We start from the raw sequence: 19,980 nt of genomic DNA on the forward strand, positions 1-19,980 counted from the left end.
AGTAATGTGGTCGCTTGGCCTGGTGTTATGGCTCTTCAGTGAAGTCGGAAGGGAAGTTGCTTGCGAGATCGCTGGGTTGTGTGGCATTTGACTTGCTCTCAGTGAGGTTGCCTCTCGATGGGAAATCGTCTCATCTCTCTGTTGGGGGCTCTGGGTGCGGTGTCGCGTAATGTGGTCGCTTGGCCTGGTGTTATGGCTCTTCAGTGAAGTCGGAAGGGAAGTTGCTTGCGAGATCGCTGGGTTGTGTGGCATTTGACTTGCTCTCAGTGAGGTTGCCCCTCAATACGAAATCGTCTCATCTCTCTGTTGACCCCCCGGGTGCGGTGTCGCGTAACGTGGCCGCCTGACCTGGTGCTATCACCCTTCAGTGGTCAATGCACCGCTTCATTGTTGCTTAAAATTACGAACACCTGTTCGGTTCGGTTTTGGTATTATCGAGGGGTGTCCGAGACTTTTCTTCCTGAACTCCCGCAGGAGTTGTGGCGTGCCGGCAGGCTCGAGCTTGCCCATGGCGTGCAGCAGACCCTGCAGGTGATCCGGATCGCCTCCGCCGCGCTGGGGCAGTTTCTGGCGGAGATCGAGTCCCGGGGCCCGAAAGACTTGTACGGCTACGGTTCCACGGCGTCATGGCTCGCCGACGTGGCGGGGCTGACCCGGGGTGAAGCGGGCGCGATCGTGCGCCGCGCGATCGCGCTGAACCCGACCCGTGCACTTGATGGCACCGAGACCCCGGCGTTCGCTCCCGCGACCGCCGCGGCGGCTGCTGAGGGTGCGATCGGAGAGCACCGGATCGATCAGATCCTGGAGATCTTGAAGAAGATCCCGGCGGAGGTGTCTCCGGAGGATCGGGAGTATGCGGAGAAGGTCCTGGCTGATCTGGCCCGGGAGGCGGGGCCGAAACAGCTCGGGAAGGCGGAGCAGAACCTGCTGGGCTGGCTCGACCCCGACGGTAAGGAACCCAAGGACCCCGAACCGGCCCAGCCCTCGCGGGAAGTCAGCCTGGAGCGCCGCAAGGACGGCTTCTGGAAACTCACCGGCCTCCTCGACGATGAACTCGGCGCCCGCACCGCCGCCGTACTCGACGCCTACGCCAAACCACGCCCAGTCGACGAGTTCGGCCAAGCGGATCCCCGCACGAAGGCGGAACGCCAGGGTGACGCCTTTGCCGAGGTCTTGGATCTGGCGATCGCCTGCCCGGACCAGCCCGGCACCAGCGGTTACCGGACGTTGGTGCACGTCACCATCGGGCTTGAGGAGCTGAAGTCCGGGATCGGGACCGCGTGTCTGGATTTCGTCGGGGAGATGACCGCCCGCGAAGCACGACTCGCCGCCTGTGACTGCCTGATGCTGCCGGTGGTGCTGAGCGCCGCCGGAGAACCGTTGGACATGGGGCGGCTGCGACGGTTCGTCACCCCAGGCCAACGACGGGCGCTGAACATCCGCGACCGGGGTTGTGCGTTCCCGGGCTGTCATCGGCAGCCGAAACACTGCCACGCCCACCATATCGATCACTGGGCCGACGGCGGACCCACCGACCTACGGAATCTCACCCTGCTCTGCGGCTTCCACCACCGACTGATCCACCACGGCGACTGGGAAGTCCGCATGGCCCCCGACGGGCTACCCGAGTTCACACCACCCCAATATTTAGACCCGATACGAAGACCCAGGCGCAACACCCTCCACCACGCCGCCTAACCCCCGCACGACCCGAGGAGCCCGCCAGCCACACCGGCGACGGGCCCCTCGGCATGCCCACAGACCGGATCGCTCGTTTCTCGGGTCGGTCAGCGTTGTCGGCCGTGAGCCTGCGGTCGTGTCTGGGTTCGAGGATGACGGCTTTGAGGCGGCGCTCGCGCGGGTGTTGTCGGATCGCGCGGGCCGCGGTCTCCGGCCGGCGCATCGGGGAGCCGGGAGTGATCAGCATGGCCAGAGGTGGCCTGTTGTCATCGACGAGCGCTTCGTCGACAGCCTGCGGCGTCCGGCCAGGGGCTTCGGGTCAGGCTTTTCGGGATCGGCAAGCATTGTCGGCGGTGAGTCCGCAGCCGTTTGCGGTGCCCTGCTGGTCTCCGGGCTTGAGGATGACGCGGGACGCACCCGCCTTGTCTCCAGTCAGCGGCATCGGGGAGCCGGGAGCGATCAGCACGGCCTGAGGCAGCCCGTTGTCATCGACGAGCGGATGGGTCTTTCGTCGACAGTCCGCAGTGCCCGGCCAAGGGCTTCCGCTTGCCGCTCGCGATCTTGTCAGAGACCTAGGGAGACGTAGTGGTCCATGACGGCCGGCCGGTAGCGCACGGGCAACGTCTGTCCTCGGGTGAGCCCGGTGATCGTGAGGTCTCCGTCCGCGATACCGCCGAACTGGATGCCTCCGGCGGTCTCCACGTCGAGCATCAGTACCACACGCGGACTGTCGCCAGTCGACGAGAACGCCGAGCACAAGTGCCCCCGTACGCAGTTCCGCATTGCGCTTCCGCGCATCACTGTGCCATCAGACCGTTGAGCTTCTTCGAGCCGAACATCCGGCCCCCTCCCTCGCGCCGGTGTCGGAGTCTCGGCCTGGTGCTTCGCCCTCACTGCACAAAGGACTAAACCACCCTCGCCAAGGCCAACCAGTCTTTCCGCCGCCTACGTCTCTGGCGAAGAACACGAACCCGGGCTCAGCGCAGCTTGTCGACCGACGCGATCCGCTCCCAATGCGCACCGAGTGTGTTGAGCAGCGCCGCCATGTCGATGTCCCCGGCGGCGCCGTCGCCTTCGAGGAGGGCCTTGTCGAGTTTGCGGGCGCGCCGGTTCACCTGGGTCAGAACCGCTTTGCCTTCGTCGGTGAGCGACAACAGTTTGCGCCGGGCGTCGTGCGGCGACTCCACGCGGCGGATGAGGCCTCGCCGTTCGAGCCTGCGGCACAGGTCGGCCATCGTCGAGGTGTCGAGAGCGACGGCTCCTGCCAGTGAACTCTGGTCGCTGCCGGGATAGGCACGGACCGCCGACAGGACGGCGAACTGCGGACCGGTCAGTACCGGGTCCACGTGGCGGTTCCAGGCGGCGAGATAGGCCTGGTACAGACGGCGGGCACCGTAGCCGGGGGCGGCCAGCAGGTCGGACGGCGGCTCGGGAGTGACGGCCGGTCCGTCGTCCCTGCGTCGGCCCGTGCGGGCAGGTTCACCCATCGTCGTCTCCCTTGTCGGCTCGGCCCGCTGTCCGGGCCCGTCGTGATCCTACGTGTCCGGACGATCGCGCAATGCGGCCGCGTCCGGACGAGAACCCGCGCAGACTATTGCGTATCCGGATAATACGTGTTCGGATGATTGTGGAGGTGGTCAACGATGGACCAGAACCTGTTCAACGACATCTGCCTGCGCCAGCTGACCTTCTCGGGGGTGCGCGAGGGTGAGACCGTGGCGGTGCTGACCCGGGGCAACGAGCGGGCGGAGTACGCCGACGCTTTCCTGTGGGCCGCCCAGCAGCTCGGGGCGGCGGCGTTCCATCTGCGCCTGCCGTCGCCCGCCAGTGCGGCGGGGGCGTGGGCGGTCGGCGACTCGGGGCTCGGGAACATCCCCCTCGCGGTCGAGGCGCTCAAGAGCGTGGACATGGTGGTCGACTGCACGTTCCTGTTGTTCAGCAAGGAGCAGTTCGCCATCCAGGACGCGGGCACCCGGATCCTGACCGCCGTCGAACCGCCCGAGCTGCTGGCCCGGCTCATGCCCACCAAGGAACTGCGTGAGCGAGTGGAGATCGGGGCCGAGCTGCTCGCCAAGGCCGGCACGATGCGGATCACCAGTCCGGCCGGCACCGACGTCACCTATCGGCTCGGCGTGTACCCGACGCTGTCCGAGTACGGCTACACCGACACCCCCGGCCGCTGGGATCATTGGCCGGCGGCGTTCGTGTTCACCGGTGGCGCCGACGACGGTGTCGACGGGAAGATCGTGCTCTCGCCGGGAGATGTGCTGCTGCCCTTCAACACCTATGTGCAGACTCCGGTGGAGATCACCATCGAAGCGGGGTTCATCCGGGACATCCGCGGTGGCGCCGGGTCGTCCGGGCTGGACGCGGACCTGCTGCGGTCCTACATCGAGAGCTTCGACGACCCCCGGGGCTACGGGATGAGCCACGTGGGCTGGGGGCTCGACGAGCGTGCGCACTGGCACGGCCTGACCCAGTTCCCCGGCGGAATGGGTATGGAACTGCGGAGCTTCTACGGCAACGTGATGTTCTCCATCGGCCCGAACAACGAACTGGGCGGCCCCAACGACACGCCCTGCCACTTCGACATCCCGATGCGCGGCAACTCCCTTTACCTGGACGACGAACTGATCGTCGACAACGGTGAGCTGACCGTGCCCGAGATGCGTCCGGCCGGTCGCCGATGAGCGACCATCACATCGGGATGATCGTGCCCAGCTCGAATCTCACGATGGAGACCGAGCTGCCGCGGATGCTGCGGGCCAGGGAAGAGGCCGAGCCGGGGGACCGGTTCGTCTTCCACTCGGCGCGGGCGCGGATGCGGCACGTCGAACCCGAACAGCTGCGGGCGATGAACGCGCAGGCGGGCCGGGCGGCCGCGGAACTCGCCGACGCCCGGCCGGACGTGGTCGCCACCGCCTGCCTGGTGGCGATCATGGCTCAGGGGCCCGGTTATCACTGCACCGCCGAGGACGACATCACGAGCGTGCTGCGCGCCGAGGGCAGCGACGCTCCCGTCGTCTCCAGCGCCGGTGCGTTGCTGTCCGGGATCCGCGCGCTCGGCGCTCGCAAGGTCGCCATCATCACCCCCTATCTCAAGCCGCTCACCCAGGCCGTGGCGGACTACATCGAGGACGCGGGTATCGAGGTGGCCGACGCGCTTTCCCTTGAGGTGCCGGACAATCTCGCCGTCGCCCGGCTGGATCCGGCCGACCTGCGCGAGCATTACCGCAGACTCGATCTGTCCGATGTGGACGCGCTGGTGCTCTCGGCCTGCGTCCAGATGCCCTCGTTGCCCGCGATCCAGCCGGTCGAGGACGAGGTCGGCATCCCCGTGTTGACCGCGGCGACCGCGACGACGTTCCGGATCCTGTCCGAACTCGGCGTCGAGCCCCGCGTGCCGGGCGCCGGGAAGTTGCTCAGTGGTGCCGGGGACCTGACGAAGACGGGAGGCGGGCATGGCCGCGAGTCAGTCGTTTGAAGTCGTTGTCGTCGGTGGCGGTCTCGGCGGGCTCTGCGCGGCGCTGTCGCTGCGGCAGCGGGGACTGCGGGTCACCGTGGTCGAAGCGGCACCGGAACTCGGCGAGATCGGCGCGGGTATCCAGACCGCGCCGAACGCCAGCCGGATCCTCATCGGGCTCGGCCTGCGCTCCCGGCTCGAGCGGGTGCGGACCGAGCCACAGGACCAGGTCCGCCGTCGCTGGGCCGACGGGAGCATCATCGCTCAGCTGTCACTCGGCCGCCGGGTGATCGACCAGTACGGCGCGCCCTACTGGCACTACCACCGGGCCGACCTGCACGGGGTCCTGCTGGACGCCTGCCTCGACCCCGACGGTGCCGGTCCGGTGGTGCGGGTGGCGACCGGCGCGCGGGTGGTCGAACTCGACCGTTCGCTGCCGGAGCGGCCCGCCGTGCTCACCGCCGACGGCCGCCGGTTCGCGGGTGACGTGGTGGTCGGCGCGGACGGGATCCGTTCGGCGGTGCGCGATCTCGCCGGTTTCGACGACACGCTGGCGTTCTCCGGGGAGATGGCCTACCGGGCGCTCATCTCCGGGGACCTGATCGCGCAGGACCCGGCGACGCGCTTCCTGGCCGACCGGTACCACTCCACGATCTGGTACGGCCCGGACAAACACCTGGTGCACTACATGATCCGCGGCGGGGAGTACCTCAACGTGGTCGCGATCGTGCCGTGCACCGAGACGATCGCCAGGGATTGGAGCGGGCCCGCCACCGCCGCCGAACTCGCCGCGGAGTACCGGGGCTGGGACGATCGCGTTCCGACCATGCTGGCCAAGGCGAAGGACGAGGACGTCTCGGTGTGGGCGATGTACCGCCGTCGCCGCGACCCGGTCTGGGTCGACGGCCGGATCGCCCTGCTCGGCGACGCTTGCCACGCGATGTTGCCCTACCAGGCCCAAGGCGCCTCCCAGGCGATGGAAGACGCCGCGGTGCTCGCCGAGGAACTCGGGCGCGTGACACGCGACGGGATCGACGGCGCCCTGGTCCGCTACGTGGACCGGCGCGCCAAGCACGCGGGCATGGTTCAGGACGCGTCACTGCAGAACATGAGCTTCTACCATCTGCCGGACGGTCCCGAGCAGCGCGAACGTGACGAGAAACTGCGGCGGTTCGACGGCGAATCCGACGTGTCCTACGACTGGCTGTGGAACGGCAGCCCGCTCACCGACCCCGACACCGAGTCCATCCATTACCAGTTCGCCCGCTGAGGCGCGGACTGGACGGCGCGACGGAGCGATTCATGCGCACTGGAGATCAAATCGTCCAGGATCTGCCCTGGCGTTGGAGCGTGCAGGGAAAGATCTTCCTCATCGGCGGACTGGGATACATGTTCGACGCCTGGGACGTCGCGTTGAACGGGTTCCTCACCCCGCTGGTGGGGGCGGAGTTCGCGCTGTCCTCTGGGCAGAAGGGCCTGGTGGCGACGGCGAACCTGATCGGCATGGCCGTCGGCGCGGTCATCTGGGGCACGGTGGCCGACCGCATCGGCCGGAAGAAGGCGTTCAGCGTCACGCTGCTGCTGTTCGCGTTGTTCTCCGTCCTCGGTGCGCTCTCGCCGAATGTGGAGACGTTCCTGCTGCTGCGCTTCCTCGCGGGTATCGGGCTCGGGGGCTGCATTCCCGTCGACTACGCCATCGTCAGCGAGTTCTCGCCGCGCCGCCATCGCGGGCGGGTGCTTTCGGCGATGGACGGCTGGTGGCCCGTCGGCACCACGCTGGCCGCCGTGACCGCGACCCTGCTGGTCCCGGTTTCCGGGAACTGGCGGTGGATGCTGGTCCTGATGATCCTGCCCGCCCTGCTGCTGTTCTGGGTGCGGCGCGGTGTCCCGGAGTCGCCGCTGTACCTGGTGCGCAAGGGGCGTGAAGCGGAGGCGCGCGCCGTCATCGACGATCTCGTCCGCCGCACCGGGGCGGCGCCCGAGCCGTACTCGGTTCCGCCCGCGGTCGTCGAGGACACCCGTGGTGGCGCGATCGCGGCGGCGTTCGACCAGTTGCGCCGCGTCTGGGCGTTCAGCCCGCGGATCACGGCGGTCGCGTGGTCGCTGTTCATCAGTGTCATGCTGGTCTATTACGCCGCGCTCAGCTGGATGCCGTCGATCCTGCGGGCGCAGGGATTCGGGCAGATCGCCGCCTTCGCTTCGACCGCGCTGATGAACGCGACCGGCATCGTCGGGGTCGCGGTGGCCGTGCTCCTGGTCGACCGGATCGGCCGCAAACGGGTCATCGTGATCGCCGGACCGCTCGCGGCACTGTCGCTTGTCGTGTTCTCCCTGCTGCTGGGCTCACCCGTCGGAGCGGTCGTGGCGATCGGCGCGTTCGGCATGTTCGCGCTGGTGGTCATCCCGGTGATGTACGCCTACGTCTCCGAGCTCTACCCGACCGAGCTGCGCGCGTCCGGTTTCGGCTGGGCGTCGTCGTCGAGCCGGGCCATCACCGGCTTCGCGCCACTGCTGTTCGGCAGTGTCCTGTGGCCGGTGCTCGGCCTGCCCCTCACCTTCACCGTGCTCGGGGTCCTCGTGGTCGCCGCGGTCGTGTTCATGATGGTGGGCGCGCCGGAGACCCGGGGCCGCGAACTCGACCGGATCGTGGTCCCGGCCGAGACGGCGGCCAGGACGACCGCGTGAAGCCCGCCGCGTTCCGCTACCACCGGGCGCACGACGTCTCCGACGCCATCGGTCTGCTCGAAGAGCTCGCCGCGGCGGGGGAGGAGCCGAAGGTGATCGCCGGCGGGCAGAGCCTGATGCCGATGATGAACTTCCGGCTCGCCCGGCCGACCGCTCTGGTGGATCTGGGACCGCTGCGCCGGGATCCCGCGCTGAACTCCTTCCGGCGCACGGATTCGGGGCTCACGATCGGCGCGCTGGTCACCCACGGGAAGGTCGAGACCTCCGCTTCCGCACTGGGGCCGGACTTCGCCGTGCTCGCCCGCGCCATGCGGTGGGTGGGGCACCTGCCGATCCGCTCCCGCGGCACGGTGGCGGGCAGCGTCGTGCACGGCGACGCCACCGCGGAATGGTGTCTGCTCGCGTTGCTGCTCGACGCCGTGATCGTCGCCGAAGGTCCTGGCGGACGCCGGGAAATCCCGGCGGGGGAGATGTTCCTCGGCTTCTACACCACGGCGATCGAACCGGACGAGGTCGTGACGGCGGTGCGGTTCACCCGTCCGTCGCCCCGGGCCGCGCTGACCGAGTTCGCCCGGCGCCACGGCGACTTCGCGATCGTCGACGCCGCGGTCAGCCTGGACGTCGCGGCCGACGGCGCTCGGGAGCCGTTGACCGGGGGCCGGGTGGTGCTCGGCGGGGTGGCGCCGGCACCGGTCCGGGTGCCTGAGGCCGAGGCGCTGCTCGCCGGAGGCGTCCCCGGGCCAGAGTTGTTCGCCGCGTGCGGGGAGGCCGCGGCGGCGGCCATCGACCCTCCCGACGACGCCGCCGCGAGCGCTGTCTACCGGCGACGGCTGACCCGGACGCTCGTCACCAAGGCCTTGGAACAGGCGTGGTGGGAAGGAGAGACGCGATGACTCCACGGTTCGACGGGCGGAACGGCCGCTGGGTCGGGGCCTCGGTGCCCCGGCGCGAAGATCCGCGGCTGCTCCGCGGCCGAGGACGGTTCGTCGACGACATCCAGCTGACCGGGATGCTGCACGCGGCCTTCGTCCGGTCGACGGTCGCGCACGGCAGGATCACCGGGATCGACCTGTCGGCCACCTTGGCGGTGGAGGGGGTCGTCGCCGCCTACACGGCGGCAGACCTGGACCTCGGCGACATCGTGGCCCTGCTCGACCGGCCGCCCGAGGAGTTCTCGCCGACGGCGATGCCGATCCTCGCCAGGGAGAAGGTGCGGTTCGCCGGTGAACCGGTCGCGCTGGTCGTCGCCCGCGACCCCTACAGCGCCGAGGACGGCGTCGAGGCCGCCGTCGTCTCCTGCGAACCGCTCGGGGCGATCGTCTCGGAGGAGACGGCGTTCGCCGAGGGGGCGCCGCTCGTGCACGAAGAGGCGCCGGGCAATGTGCTGCTCGACGTGTCGATGTTCGACACACCCGGTGTCGACGCGGCGTTCGAGGCGGCCCACGCGGACGGCGGCTGCGTGGTCGAGGTCGTCACCAAGAGCGGACGGCAGAACGCGCTCCCGCTGGAAACGCGCGGAGTGGTCGCGTCCTGGGACGAGCACGACGATCAGTTGCTGGTCCAGATGTGCACCCAGGTACCGCATCAGGTGCGCACCGCCATGGCCCGCTCCCTGCGCGTTCCCGAACGGACCGTGCGGGTCACCGTCCCGGACATGGGCGGCGGGTTCGGCCAGAAATGCGTGGTCGGCCGTGAGGAGATCGCGGTCGCGGCGGCGGTGCGGCGGCTGAACCGCCCGGTGAAGTGGATCGAAGACCGCCGGGAGGCGCTCACCGCCGGGTTCCTGGCACGGGAACAGCGCTACCGCACGCGGGCGGCGTTCGATGCCGGCGGGCGGATCACCGCGCTGGACGTCGACGTCGTCTGCGACATGGGCGCCTACTCCTGTTACCCGTTCACCGCGGGGATCGAGCCGCTGATGGCCTCGGCCGAGATGCCGAGCGTGTACCAGGTGCCCGAGTACCGGGTCCGCGGTCGCGCCATCACCAGCAACAAGGCACCGACCGCGCCCTACCGCGGGGTGAGCCGTCCGCAGTACGTGATGGCCATCGAACGGGTCATGGAGCGCGCGGCCAAAGAACTCGGCCTCGATCCGGTCGAGATCCGGCGCCGCAACGTGATCACCCAGTTCCCGTACACCGGCGTCAACGCCGTCACCTACGACCCCGGCACGTACCGGGAGTCGCTCGATCTGGCCGAAGCGACGCTGCGCGACGAAGGCTGGTACGAAATCCGGGACGAGGCCGCCGCCGAAGGCAGGCACGTCGGCATCGGCTACTGCTGTTTCTCGGAACGGACCGGATACGGGTCTGGTGCCTTCGCCAAACGGAAGATGGCCGTGGTGCCCGGATTCGACATCTCCGAGATCCGGATGGACACCACCGGAGCCGTCGTGGTCACCAGCGGCACGATGAACCACGGACAGTCGCACGAGACGACGCTGGCGCAGATCGTGGCCGATCGGCTGGGGCTGCACATCGACAGGATCAAGCTGCGCCAAGGCGATACCGAGCGCATCGCATACGGATGGGGGACCTTCGCCTCGCGGTCGGTGACGATCGGTGGTTCCGCGGTGTCCCTCGCCGCCGGCAAGCTCGGTGAACTGCTGTGCCGGATCGCCGCGCATCTGCTCGAGACCGGACCGGACAACGTCCGTCTCGACGGTGACGGCGGCGTGGTCCAGATCGACGACCCGGCCCGTCGCGCGTCGTTCGAGGAGATCGCCGACGTGGCCTACCTGCGCAGCCATCTGCTGCCCAAGGACGTCGAACCGACGCTTTCGGCCACGGCGAGCTTCGACGTTCCCGGTGACGGCACCTTTTCCAACGCCACGCACGCCGTGGTCGTCGAGGCAGACCCGGGCACCGGCGGGATCAAGATCCTGCGCTACGCGTGCGTGGAGGACTGCGGGGTGGTGATCCATCCGCAGGTGGTCGACGGACAGTGCCGCGGCGGCATCGCACAGGGCATCGCCGGTGCGTTGTTCGAGGAGATCACCTATGCCGGGAACGGTGAACCGTCGGCCGCCAGCTTCATCGACTACCTCGTCCCGACCGCGACCGAGATCCCCGACATCACCGTCTCCCACCTCGAAACCCCTTGTGCGTTCACCGAAAACGGCGCGAAGGGCGCGGGGGAGGGCGGCACCATCGGCGCCCCGGCCGCCGTGCTGAACGCGATCAACGACGCGCTGCGGCACACCGGAATCGAACTCGACACGACGCCGGTACATCCGCAGACCGTGCTCGCCGCGCTCGACGCGGCGAGCACGGTCTCCGTGCCCCGCCGTGAGAAAGCGAGCACCCCGTCATGAGCGATCGGCATCTGATCGTCCTGAACGTCAACGGCGGCGAGCACGAGGCTCTCGTCGAACCGCGCAAGACCCTCCTCGACGTCCTGCGGCACGATCTCGGGTTCACCGGCACCCACACCGGATGCGAGCACGGAGTGTGCGGCGCCTGCACGGTCCTCGTCGACGGCGAACCGGTGCGCGCCTGCCTGATGTTCGCCGTGCAGGCGGAAACGGCCGAGATCCGCACGGTCGAGTCGCTGGGGCGCGACGGCGAACTTTCCGATCTGCAGCAGGCTTTCAGCGACCATCACGGCCTGCAATGCGGCTTCTGCACCCCCGGATTCCTGATGCTGGCCGAGGGATTCCTCGCCAAGCGACCGGACGCCGACCGCGAGGAGATCCGCGAGGCGATCTCGGCGAACCTGTGCCGCTGCACCGGTTACCAGACCATCGTGGACGCGGTCGAGGCGACCGCCGACCGCCGGCGCTGCGCAGGCGGCTGTCCCGTCCCGGAAAAGGAGACGACACGGTGATACTGGAAAACGAGCTGTCCGTCCCGGCCGACCCCGGCGCGGTTTTCGCCTTGATCAACGACGTCGAGCGCGTGGCCGCCTGCCTGCCGGGCGCGACCCTCGACGGACGGCAGGACGACGCCTACCTCGGCCGGGTGAAGGTGAAGGTCGGCCCGATCACCGCCGCCTACTCCGGCACCGTGCGGTTCACCGAAGTCGCGACCGGCGAACGCAGGCTGCGGTTGCTGGCCAGGGGAGCGGACACGCACGGCAACGGCGACGCCGAAGCCGACGTGACGCTGACCGTGCGCGAAGCCCCCGGCGGCGCCACGATCGCGCTGCACACCGACCTGTCGATCCGCGGCAAGCTCGCCCAGTTCGGCAAGGGCGCGATCGGCGCGGTCTCCACCCGGCTGCTCGACCAGTTCGCCCGCAACCTCGCCGACCGGTTGCAAGCACCGGTGGGGGAGCCCGTACCGGCTGCGCGTCCCGTCCCCGTCAGCTCGGATCCGGCGGGCGGCGAGGCGCTCGACGGGCTGGCCATGCTGCTTCCGCCGGGCGTCAAGCGCTACGCCCCGATCGCGGCCGCCGCGGCGCTCGGGTTGTTCCAAGGCTGGCTGCTGGGCCGGATCCGCACCCAGGACAAACTGATCAAGGAGCTGCACCGTGCCCGTCGATGAGCAACGTGCCCCCGGTCTGCACGGCGCCGGGACCGACAGCGTCTACGACCGGGCGGGCTTCGGCGCTTCCGTGCCTCGCGGATCCCGTCCCGCACTGGTGGTCGTCGACCTGACCCGGGGATTCACCGAACCCGGGTTTCCTTCCGGTGCGGACCTCACCGCCGAAGTGACCGCCACGGCCGCCCTCGTCGCCGAGGCCCGGCGACGCGATGTCCCGGTGATCTACACGGCGATCAGCTATACACCCGCCGAATCGGACGGGGACGCCATCGCCTGGCTGCGGAAAGCACCGGGAATGCGGGCCCTGCGCGAAGGAAGCGACGCCGTCGCCCTCGATCCCCGGCTGGACCGCCGAGAAGGCGACCATCTCGTCCTGAAGAAAGGCGCGTCGGCGTTCCACGGAACCGCGCTGGCCGCCCTGCTCACCGGCCTGGGCGCGGACACCGTTCTCGTCTGTGGCGCAACGACTTCAGGCTGCGTGCGGGCTACCGCCGTCGACGCCGTCCAGTCCGGTTTCACCACGCTCGTCGTCCGCGAAGCCTGCGGTGACCGCGCGCGGGGGCCGCATGACGCCGCGCTGTTCGACCTGCAGGCCAAGTATGCCGACGTCGTCACCATCGAGGACGCCCTCGCCTATCTGAGCGGTCCCGCCGCATCCCCGGCTCTCCGCACCCTCGGGCAGCCCGCGCTGGCCGATCTCGGTACCGTCCCCGCGACCAGCCGCTGGACGCGCTCGGGCGAGATCCGGCTGCACCTGCTGGACTACGGCCCCGCCGACGGGATCCCGCTGCTCGTGCTGCCCGGGATCACCAGCCCGGCCGTGACGATGGACTTCGTGGCGCGGGAACTCACCGACCTGGTGCGCCCGATCGTGCTCGACGTCCGCGGCCGCGGGCTGTCCGACGACGCGCCGGATCCTTTGCGTGGCTACGACTTGGCGAGCTACGCCGAGGACGTCGAAGCGGTCGTGGCGGGACTCGGCCTGCACCGCCCGATCCTGCTCGGCCACTCCATGGGCGCGCGGATCGCCGCCAGGGTCGCGGCGCGCGGCCGCTGTCCGCTGCGTGGCTCGATTCTCGTCGACCCTCCGCTGAGCGGCCCCGGACGCGGTCCGTACCCGACTACCCTCGAAGCGTTCCTCGGGCAGCTCGACCAGGCCCGCCGGGGCACCGACGCCGACGAGGTGGCGCGCTCCTGGCCGCGATGGCCGCGCCGGGAGCAGGAGTTGCGCGCTCGCTGGCTGTCTTCGTGCTCCCGCACCGCGATCGCCGCCACCCACGCCGGTTTCGAAGCCGAGGACTTCTTCACCGACTGGCCCAAGGTGCCCGCGCCGTCGGTCTTCGTCCACGGCGGCGACAGCCCGGTCGTCACCGCCTCCGGCGCGGCCGAAGCGGCGGAGGCCAACCCGCTCGCCGAGTTCGTCGAGGTGCCGGAAGCCGGGCACATGGTGTTCTGGGACCAACCCGAGGCAGCCTTGGGCGCGCTGCGTGACGTGCTGCGGCGCGGTGCTCGTGAGTGGTGATTCGGGTTCTGGACAAGGGTTTTCAGGTACCTCGGGTTCCACTAGCCGGTCTCAGCTACCACCCCGTAACGGGAAACCGAGGCGGCGGCCCGCCTCCCGGAGTTCGTCGCGCGCACGGGGATGGGCGACGTGTTCGATGATCTGCTCGGCCTGTGCACCGGCGTCGTGACCCCAGATGGTGGCGGTGCCCTGTTCACTGACGAAGTAGCTGTGCTGGAACGAGGTGACCGGGCCCGCCAACCGGGGTACCACGGTGGACACGTCGGCCTTGGGGTGCCAGGAGGGGAGGGCGATGATCGCCCGGCCACCGGGGGAGTGCAGTGCTCCGACGACGAAGTCGGTCTGTCCGCCGAACCCGGAGTAGATGACGTCGTGCACCCGGCTGGCGTTCGCCTGCGCGTACAGGTCGATCTGCAGGGCGCCGTTGATCGAGACCAGCCGAGGCTGCCGGGCGATCAAGCCGGGGTCGTTGGTCTTCTCGGTGCGCAGGAGCCGCACGCGGGGATTGCGGTCCACCCAGTCGTAGAGTTCCGCGCCGCCGAACACGAACGACGCGGTGACCGGTGCGTCCGGGTCGAGCGCGCCCGCTCGTTCCAGCCCCAGTACGCCGTCGCTGAACATCTCCGACCACACGGCGAGACCCCGGCGCGCCGTCAGCGCGGCGAGGACCGCGTCCGGGACGGCGCCGATGCCGAGTTGCAGGGTCGCGTCGGCCGGGACGAGCTCGGCGACACGTTCCCCGATCGCGTGCGAGACGTCGCTGATCGGACGCGGCACGGGCGAGGGCAGCGCCTCGTCGACCTCGATCGCGTAGTCCACCTCGTCGCAGGCGAGCACGCCGTCGCCGTACGTGTAGGGCATCCGGGGGTTGAGCTGGGCGATCACGAGGCCGCCGCGGGCACGCACCGCCTCGATCGCCGACGGCAGGATGTTCACCTCCGTGCCCAGCGACACGCATCCGTCCACCGGCGTGGACGTGTGGATCACCACGATGTCGGGCGGCAGGGCCTGTTGGAGCAGCCGAGGCACCAGTGACAGGCGGGAGGGGAAGTACCGCAGCATCGGCTTCCCGCGCATCCCGGGCCCGACGAAAGGTGTCTCCAGCGTCACCCCGGCACGGTCGGGGAGACCGGGCTGGCCGTTGAGCGCGAACAGCCGGTATTCGGCCACGGCCTTGTCCAGCAGCTCCAGCGCGCGATACGGGGTGGCGAAATTGCCGCTGACCACGACCCTCGGGCAGGTGACTGCGGCGGACAGTACGGCGGACAGCCGCGAGTCGGACAAGATGCGCATGGACCCTGGATACCGGACCGGCCCGACCGACCCGTCGGCCGGGTCCCGCTTGCCGGGACTCACGCCGGGACGAGCAGTATCCACAAAGGACCATCGGCGAGCGGAAGCGGCTGCCCGGCCGCCGTGCGGAACCGGGTCGGCGACTGCTGATCGGGCCGGTCCCAGGTCGCGGGGAACCGCTGCCCCTCCCGCCACACCGTGGCCTGGCCGGTTCCGGTCGTTCGCGCGATCGGTGAGTTCGGCACGGTTCCGCTCTCACCGCGTTCACCGATCCGGACCGGGACACGCTGTTCCACGACGGTCGCGGCCTCGACCCGTCCGGTGCCGCCGGAGGTCAGCGGTGTGCCGTCGAGGACGATCAGCCACCTGTTCCGTTCGGGTGCCCAGGTGAATTCGAACGCCGCGGCGGGAAACCGGATCGACGCTGTCGAGGCGGACGCTCCCGGACCTGGTGCCGGGCCGAATTCCGGCAGCGATCCCGCGCTCACCGGACCGCCGCCGGGCAGCTTTTCCGGGTGGAGGAACAGATTGTGCGGGTTGGGGCGGGCTTCGTCGCGGGAGTAGGCGTTCGCGACCTCCAACGGCGAGGCGTTCACCAGCGACGACGTATGCAAGGAGGGCAGCAGTTCCGGAGCCGCTCCGGAATAGGCCAGGGTGGTCTTGCCGTACTGCGTCAGCAGTCCGAGGTCGGTCGCCCGTGCGCTGCGGACCGGTCCGATGACCGGCGGCGGCCGGTGCCAGTACAGCGCGAGCAGGCGCGTCAGACCGCCCTCGACCGGTTCGACGTAGACCAGGTCCGCTTCGGCCAGCCCGGTCTGCGGGCGCGCCGCGAGCACGTTGTCGATTTTGACCGCGAGCACCGACCGGTGCTCCGGCGCGGCGGATTCACTCGTTCCGGGGACCGATCCGGTACCCGTGTCCTTCGCGGTTCCCCTGACGACCAGGACCACCGCGACGGCGACCACCAGTACACCGATCACCGAGGCCACCCACCAAGAGCGTTTCATCGGTGCACCCTTCCGGCCATGGCCGCGTGGAGCGGCTTCCTGCGCAGTGTCCCGCCCTCACCGGGGGTAGGCCAGCCGAAGATCTCGGTCAGGGGCCGCGACGGGGCCGCCGGTCGAGAGAGCGTTCCAACCGGTGGGCGAGGTCGCGGAGCTGAGAGCTGTGACGATGGTGGCGGAGTAGCCGCCGCAGCGGCGCCATCCGCTCGGTCACGCGGACGGAGCTGACGCCTTGGGCGGTGTCCAGCGCGTTCGCTCCGGCCTTGGCCGCGTGGTCGTGATCGCCTTCGAGAAGATGGTCGACCGCCAGCGTCGCCAGGCAGATCGCGCTGCTGCGCCGCATCGCGTCGGTGTAGCCGCCGGTGGCTTCGAGCAGCGCGGGAATGGCGAACTCGGTGTAGCCGGGGTCGGTGGTGAGGGCGAGTTCGGTGTAGACAGTGCCGGTCATGGCGGCGAGATCGGTGCTGCCGAAGAACGCCGCCCACGACGGGACGTCGGACAGATCGGCGGCGGCGAACGCCTCGGCCGCCTGTCCCAGACAGGACAGCGCGGGATTCCGGGCGCCTGTTTTGGCGTGCGCCCATCCTTGGTTGGCGTGCAGAATGGCGGCGGCGAGCGGGGAACGCGCCCTTTGCGCGGCTTCAGCGCCGCGGTGGAACTCCTGCGACGCCGCGACGGGCTGTTGATGGTGTAAATGCACGCGTCCGCGCCGGTAATGAATGTTCGCCAGCAACGCGTGGTGATTCTCTTCACCGGCGAAGTCGAGAGCGTCGGCGAAATGGCGGTGGGCTTCGCGTGAATGCCCGGTGTCGAAGAAGATCCAGCCGGCGAGGTTGTACAGATCCGCGAGCGCCACCGACAACCTGCTTCGTACGGTGGCCGTGGCGTTCGCGGCCGTCAGCGCGCGTGCGGCGGCCAGTTCGGCCGTCACGGCGCGGCGGCACACTCCGCCGCCACGGCGGTAATCGCGCGCACGCAGGTATGTGGTCGTCTCTTCCAGCCGCATGACGTCGGTCAAGCCTATCCGGGAAGGTGACGGCCGTGGCCGCGCGGAAGACGAGTCCGAATCGGGCATCATCGGCTCCTCGGAACACCGGGACAGGTGAACTCCAGGCCCCTGCTCGACCTGCGGTTACCGGGAAAGGGATCCAGTCCACGATAATCGGGGCGCGGGATCGCTGACAATGGTGAAAAACGCCGATGGGGTGCGGCGATGTTGAGGGCCGCTGACGTAACTTTCTTGCGCCGCTCAGCCGAAGTGACGGCGGACCGGGCCGACCCGGATGTCGGGTTGCCGGGGCGAGCGACCGGTGCGCACGCGCACGGGAATCGGCGTGGATCCCGGATCCCTTGGTGCCGAGGGGGAATGCCGGCGATCGTAGGCCGCGCGGCGACGAGGGTCGCGCAGCAGGCGGTAAGCGGCCAGGACTTCGGCCAGACGTGCCGGATCGGCGGGTTCGCGCCGGGTGTCGGGATGAAGAGCGCGCACCAGCGCCCGGAACGCCGCGGTGATCTCGCCGTCCTCGGCCGTGCGGGTGACACCGAGGATTCGATAGGGATCGTGCCGGGGCATGCATCGGCTCCCCTCGTCCGCCACCGGTGCGTTCAAACGCCGTGCTGATCGTCAGGCAGCGGCACGACTCGGCGCTGGTCGGCGACGTCGGCAGGATCGGCGTCCCACACCTCGATCGGCTCCCCGTCGTCGAGGGGGGCGTCGTCGAAATCGAGGTCGGGCCGGGCGGGGCGCAGCTGATCGGCCACGTCGTTCCACGGCTTGTCCTCGTTCATCACGATCCTCCTTCCCGGGCGGGCCAGGCCCCGGAGAACGGGTGTCTCCGGGGCCGTACGGACGAACGGGGTCAGGCGTTGATCCGCTTGGTGTCGCTGTCCGCGCTGATGGCGATCTTGCGCGGCTTGGCGCGCTCGGCGACCGGGATCCGCAACGTGAGCACACCGGCCTCGTAGCCGGCCTGGATGTTGTCGGAGTCCAGCGTCTCGCCCAGGAACAGCTGCCTGCTGAACACGCCGCGGGGCCGCTCGGCGACCTGGTACTCGGCGGAGTCGTCGCCGGGGCCGGGCCGTTCGGCCTTCACGGTCAGCACGTTCTGCGAGACGTCCAGGTCGATCGAGTCCGGGCGTACGCCGGGCAGGTCGAAGGCCACCACGTACTCGTCACCGGTGCGGTAGGCGTCCATCGGCATCGCCGCCGGGCGGGTCAGTGTCCCGTTGGCGCCGAAGAACTGCTGGGTCAGCCTGTCGAGCTCACGGAACGGGTCGGTACGCATCAACATGTCACAGTCTCCTTCCACACCGATCTTGTCGTGGGGCTGTCGTCCGGGACAGTCCGATGCCCGCCGCGGCACGGTGCCGCGGCGGGCCGATCGGACTCAACTTCTTGAGGCAGGGTCAGTAAAACGTCGTGGAATGGTTTGCCGTGTGACACCGCTTCCGCGTGGCGGAGGTGACCGCTCCCTGGCTCCTACCCGGTGGGCCATCCTCGCGAGATCACCACGTCCGATCCACGAGGGGAGGAGGGGCCTGCGGTCCGGCTCAGCGGGACGGTCACGGAAATTCGGTATCCGGCGTGGTGGACGACGTGAGGCAAGCGCGGCCCGTGTGTCGGCGCCGAAGTTGGCGGCGATGATCGCGTCGAATTCCGTGCGCACCCAAACCGGGTCGAGGCAGATCAGCTCGACGAAGCCCGACTGCCGCGTCTTCGGCAGCCGCCCAGCGGGGCGGGGAACGCTCGTGCCGTACATGTCGATCACTTCCAGGGCGTCTTCACCAGGTTCCTGACCGATACTTTTCTTATAGCCATCACCATAGATTGTGTCAAGTCTGCGGCAAAGATAATCTGGTCACCGCGGACCCGATTCAGGATTCGACGGCGAGCCGGCCGCCTACGATGAGGGATATGGATCTTCGTGAGACGTTCAGCTGGGAAGGGCGGCGCATCGCCTGGGACAAGACGGGCTCCGGCCCCGCGGTGGTGTTCTGTCACGGAACGCCGTGGTCGTCATGGCTGTGGCGGCCGTTCGCGGAGGCGTTGAGCGGCGACTTCACCGTGTACCTCTGGGATATGCCGGGCTATGGCCAGTCGTCGAAGGACGCCGGGCATCCCGTCGACTTCGGCGTTCAGGCGGAAGCGTTCACGGCGCTGCTCGCGCACTGGGGGCTCGACCGGCCGCACGTCGTCACGCACGACTACGGGGGTGCGGTCTCGTTGCGCACCCATTTGGTGCACGAGGTGGCGTACTCGTCACTGCTGATGGCCGACGTCGTGGCGATCCCGCCTTCGGGCTCGCCGTTCTTCCGCTTGGTCAAGCAGCACCCGGACGTCCTCGCCCAGGTCCCGCCGTACATCCACGAGGCTCTGGTCAAGGCCTACATCGGCAATGCGTCCCATCGCGGACTGCACGACGATGACCTCGCCCGGCTCGTCGCCCCGTGGCTCGGCGAGGAGGGGCAACCGGCGTTCTACCGCCAGATCGCCGCGTACGACGAGCGGTACCTCGAGGAGAACGAGGCACTGCTGGACCGCATCGACATCCCGGTGAAGGTCTTGTGGGGCACCGAGGACACCTGGATTCCGACGGCCACCGGCGAGCGGCTCGCCGCGGGTATCCGCGGTGCTTCGCTCACCCGTGTCGAGGGGGCAGGTCACCTGATCCACCTCGACGCCCCGGTCGCCATGGCGACGGAGTTGCCCTCCTGGCTGACCGGGGTGACATCCTGACTCCGGATGGACTCGTGAGTGGTGACGACGGTCTTCAAGCACGCGAGATCCGTCCCTGAGCACGCGAGTGCGGTGCCACCTTTGCCTTGACCGTCTCTAACCATCATTGCCAC

Annotated in this window: 19 protein-coding genes; 11 read left to right on the forward strand and 8 right to left on the reverse strand. The window is 69.2% G+C overall.

The genetic code is table 11. The annotated features are described in order from the left end of the window. The first annotated feature begins 441 nt into the window (after nucleotides 1-441). On the forward strand, nucleotides 442-1,698 hold the full coding sequence (locus ACZ5ZX_RS22650; RefSeq protein WP_465503975.1) for an HNH endonuclease signature motif containing protein: 1,257 nt from the start codon (nucleotides 442-444) through the stop codon (nucleotides 1,696-1,698). A gap of 546 nt (nucleotides 1,699-2,244) precedes the next feature. Here the strand turns inward: ACZ5ZX_RS22650 and ACZ5ZX_RS22655 are convergent. Both ACZ5ZX_RS22655 and ACZ5ZX_RS22660 read right to left on the reverse strand, forming a co-directional pair. Next, the gene (locus ACZ5ZX_RS22655; protein WP_465503976.1) at nucleotides 2,245-2,400 is read right to left on the reverse strand and encodes a hypothetical protein; all 156 of its coding nucleotides are present in this window, start codon (nucleotides 2,398-2,400) and stop codon (nucleotides 2,245-2,247) included. Nucleotides 2,401-2,657: 257 nt separating this feature from the next. Continuing rightward, nucleotides 2,658-3,167, reverse strand: coding sequence for a MarR family winged helix-turn-helix transcriptional regulator (locus ACZ5ZX_RS22660; RefSeq protein ID WP_465503977.1), 510 nt, complete (start codon nucleotides 3,165-3,167; stop codon nucleotides 2,658-2,660). 156 nt (nucleotides 3,168-3,323) lie between these two features. On the opposite strand from ACZ5ZX_RS22660, the gene ACZ5ZX_RS22665 reads away from it, so the two are divergent. Genes ACZ5ZX_RS22665 through ACZ5ZX_RS22705 form a run of 9 tightly spaced genes read left to right on the forward strand, consistent with a single transcriptional unit; the run spans nucleotide 3,324 to nucleotide 13,834 of the window. Further along, nucleotides 3,324-4,370 carry a 2,5-dihydroxypyridine 5,6-dioxygenase NicX family protein gene (locus ACZ5ZX_RS22665; protein WP_465503978.1) on the forward strand — a complete coding sequence of 349 codons (1,047 nt, stop codon included), beginning with the start codon at nucleotides 3,324-3,326 and terminating at the stop codon, nucleotides 4,368-4,370. Beyond that, the gene (locus tag ACZ5ZX_RS22670; RefSeq protein WP_465503979.1) at nucleotides 4,367-5,164 is read left to right on the forward strand and encodes a maleate cis-trans isomerase family protein; all 798 of its coding nucleotides are present in this window, start codon (nucleotides 4,367-4,369) and stop codon (nucleotides 5,162-5,164) included. Before ACZ5ZX_RS22665 ends, ACZ5ZX_RS22670 begins: the two co-directional genes overlap by 4 nt. Beyond that, a complete protein-coding gene (locus ACZ5ZX_RS22675) occupies nucleotides 5,142-6,413 on the forward strand; it encodes an FAD-dependent oxidoreductase (protein WP_465503980.1) in 1,272 nt (423 codons plus the stop codon). The genes ACZ5ZX_RS22670 and ACZ5ZX_RS22675 overlap by 23 nt, the downstream gene beginning before the upstream one ends. Nucleotides 6,414-6,445: 32 nt before the next feature. Continuing rightward, entirely contained in the window at nucleotides 6,446-7,828 is a 1,383-nt protein-coding gene (locus ACZ5ZX_RS22680) for an MFS transporter (protein ID WP_465503981.1), read from the forward strand. Beyond that, nucleotides 7,825-8,721, forward strand: coding sequence for an FAD binding domain-containing protein (locus tag ACZ5ZX_RS22685; protein WP_465503982.1), 897 nt, complete (start codon nucleotides 7,825-7,827; stop codon nucleotides 8,719-8,721). Before ACZ5ZX_RS22680 ends, ACZ5ZX_RS22685 begins: the two co-directional genes overlap by 4 nt. Then, nucleotides 8,718-11,141, forward strand: a complete 2,424-nt coding sequence (locus ACZ5ZX_RS22690; RefSeq protein WP_465503983.1) for a xanthine dehydrogenase family protein molybdopterin-binding subunit — start codon at nucleotides 8,718-8,720, stop codon at nucleotides 11,139-11,141. The genes ACZ5ZX_RS22685 and ACZ5ZX_RS22690 overlap by 4 nt, the downstream gene beginning before the upstream one ends. Further along, a complete protein-coding gene (locus ACZ5ZX_RS22695; RefSeq protein WP_465503984.1) occupies nucleotides 11,138-11,653 on the forward strand; it encodes a (2Fe-2S)-binding protein in 516 nt (171 codons plus the stop codon). The genes ACZ5ZX_RS22690 and ACZ5ZX_RS22695 overlap by 4 nt, the downstream gene beginning before the upstream one ends. Further along, a complete protein-coding gene (locus ACZ5ZX_RS22700) occupies nucleotides 11,650-12,312 on the forward strand; it encodes an SRPBCC family protein (protein ID WP_465503985.1) in 663 nt (220 codons plus the stop codon). Before ACZ5ZX_RS22695 ends, ACZ5ZX_RS22700 begins: the two co-directional genes overlap by 4 nt. After that, a complete protein-coding gene (locus ACZ5ZX_RS22705; protein WP_465503986.1) occupies nucleotides 12,299-13,834 on the forward strand; it encodes an isochorismatase family protein in 1,536 nt (511 codons plus the stop codon). The genes ACZ5ZX_RS22700 and ACZ5ZX_RS22705 overlap by 14 nt, the downstream gene beginning before the upstream one ends. Before the next feature lie 51 nt (nucleotides 13,835-13,885). Here ACZ5ZX_RS22705 and ACZ5ZX_RS22710 read toward each other — a convergent pair whose 3' ends face one another. The 6 genes from ACZ5ZX_RS22710 to ACZ5ZX_RS22735 form a co-directional block, all read right to left on the reverse strand. Further along, nucleotides 13,886-15,127 (reverse strand): acetyl-CoA hydrolase/transferase family protein, encoded by a 1,242-nt coding sequence (locus ACZ5ZX_RS22710; protein ID WP_465503987.1) that lies wholly within the window; start codon nucleotides 15,125-15,127, stop codon nucleotides 13,886-13,888. A gap of 59 nt (nucleotides 15,128-15,186) precedes the next feature. Beyond that, complete coding sequence (locus tag ACZ5ZX_RS22715) at nucleotides 15,187-16,134, reverse strand: DUF3048 domain-containing protein (RefSeq protein WP_465503988.1); 948 nt, start codon at nucleotides 16,132-16,134, stop codon at nucleotides 15,187-15,189. An 88-nt stretch (nucleotides 16,135-16,222) separates the two neighbouring features. Then, nucleotides 16,223-17,149 carry a hypothetical protein gene (locus ACZ5ZX_RS22720; RefSeq protein ID WP_465503989.1) on the reverse strand — a complete coding sequence of 309 codons (927 nt, stop codon included), beginning with the start codon at nucleotides 17,147-17,149 and terminating at the stop codon, nucleotides 16,223-16,225. 231 nt (nucleotides 17,150-17,380) lie between these two features. Beyond that, nucleotides 17,381-17,704, reverse strand: a complete 324-nt coding sequence (locus ACZ5ZX_RS22725; protein ID WP_465503990.1) for a DnaJ domain-containing protein — start codon at nucleotides 17,702-17,704, stop codon at nucleotides 17,381-17,383. A 32-nt stretch (nucleotides 17,705-17,736) separates the two neighbouring features. Next, entirely contained in the window at nucleotides 17,737-17,919 is a 183-nt protein-coding gene (locus tag ACZ5ZX_RS22730) for a hypothetical protein (RefSeq protein ID WP_465503991.1), read from the reverse strand. A 71-nt stretch (nucleotides 17,920-17,990) separates the two neighbouring features. Beyond that, nucleotides 17,991-18,422: an Hsp20/alpha crystallin family protein gene (locus tag ACZ5ZX_RS22735; protein WP_465503992.1), complete on the reverse strand. Its 432-nt coding sequence runs from the start codon at nucleotides 18,420-18,422 to the stop codon at nucleotides 17,991-17,993. Between the two features lie 623 nt (nucleotides 18,423-19,045). Between ACZ5ZX_RS22735 and ACZ5ZX_RS22740 the strand changes: the two genes are divergently transcribed. Then, entirely contained in the window at nucleotides 19,046-19,867 is an 822-nt protein-coding gene (locus ACZ5ZX_RS22740) for an alpha/beta fold hydrolase (protein WP_465503993.1), read from the forward strand. The last annotated feature ends 113 nt before the right edge of the window (nucleotides 19,868-19,980 follow it).

This window comes from Amycolatopsis sp. NPDC033938, assembly GCF_055575975.1.

Bases quoted from the DNA above. Each gene is read 5' to 3' on its own strand.
- ACZ5ZX_RS22660 (WP_465503977.1), bottom strand. From the start codon at position 3,167: ATGGGTGAACCTGCCCGCACGGGCCGACGCAGGGACGACGGACCGGCC.
- ACZ5ZX_RS22665 (WP_465503978.1), top strand. From the start codon at position 3,324: ATGGACCAGAACCTGTTCAACGACATCTGCCTGCGCCAGCTGACCTTC.
- ACZ5ZX_RS22670 (WP_465503979.1), top strand. From the start codon at position 4,367: ATGAGCGACCATCACATCGGGATGATCGTGCCCAGCTCGAATCTCACG.
- ACZ5ZX_RS22675 (WP_465503980.1), top strand. From the start codon at position 5,142: ATGGCCGCGAGTCAGTCGTTTGAAGTCGTTGTCGTCGGTGGCGGTCTC.
- ACZ5ZX_RS22680 (WP_465503981.1), top strand. From the start codon at position 6,446: ATGCGCACTGGAGATCAAATCGTCCAGGATCTGCCCTGGCGTTGGAGC.
- ACZ5ZX_RS22690 (WP_465503983.1), top strand. From the start codon at position 8,718: ATGACTCCACGGTTCGACGGGCGGAACGGCCGCTGGGTCGGGGCCTCG.
- ACZ5ZX_RS22695 (WP_465503984.1), top strand. From the start codon at position 11,138: ATGAGCGATCGGCATCTGATCGTCCTGAACGTCAACGGCGGCGAGCAC.
- ACZ5ZX_RS22710 (WP_465503987.1), bottom strand. From the start codon at position 15,127: ATGCGCATCTTGTCCGACTCGCGGCTGTCCGCCGTACTGTCCGCCGCA.
- ACZ5ZX_RS22715 (WP_465503988.1), bottom strand. From the start codon at position 16,134: ATGAAACGCTCTTGGTGGGTGGCCTCGGTGATCGGTGTACTGGTGGTC.
- ACZ5ZX_RS22725 (WP_465503990.1), bottom strand. From the start codon at position 17,704: ATGCCCCGGCACGATCCCTATCGAATCCTCGGTGTCACCCGCACGGCC.
- ACZ5ZX_RS22730 (WP_465503991.1), bottom strand. From the start codon at position 17,919: ATGAACGAGGACAAGCCGTGGAACGACGTGGCCGATCAGCTGCGCCCC.
- ACZ5ZX_RS22735 (WP_465503992.1), bottom strand. From the start codon at position 18,422: ATGTTGATGCGTACCGACCCGTTCCGTGAGCTCGACAGGCTGACCCAG.
- ACZ5ZX_RS22740 (WP_465503993.1), top strand. From the start codon at position 19,046: ATGGATCTTCGTGAGACGTTCAGCTGGGAAGGGCGGCGCATCGCCTGG.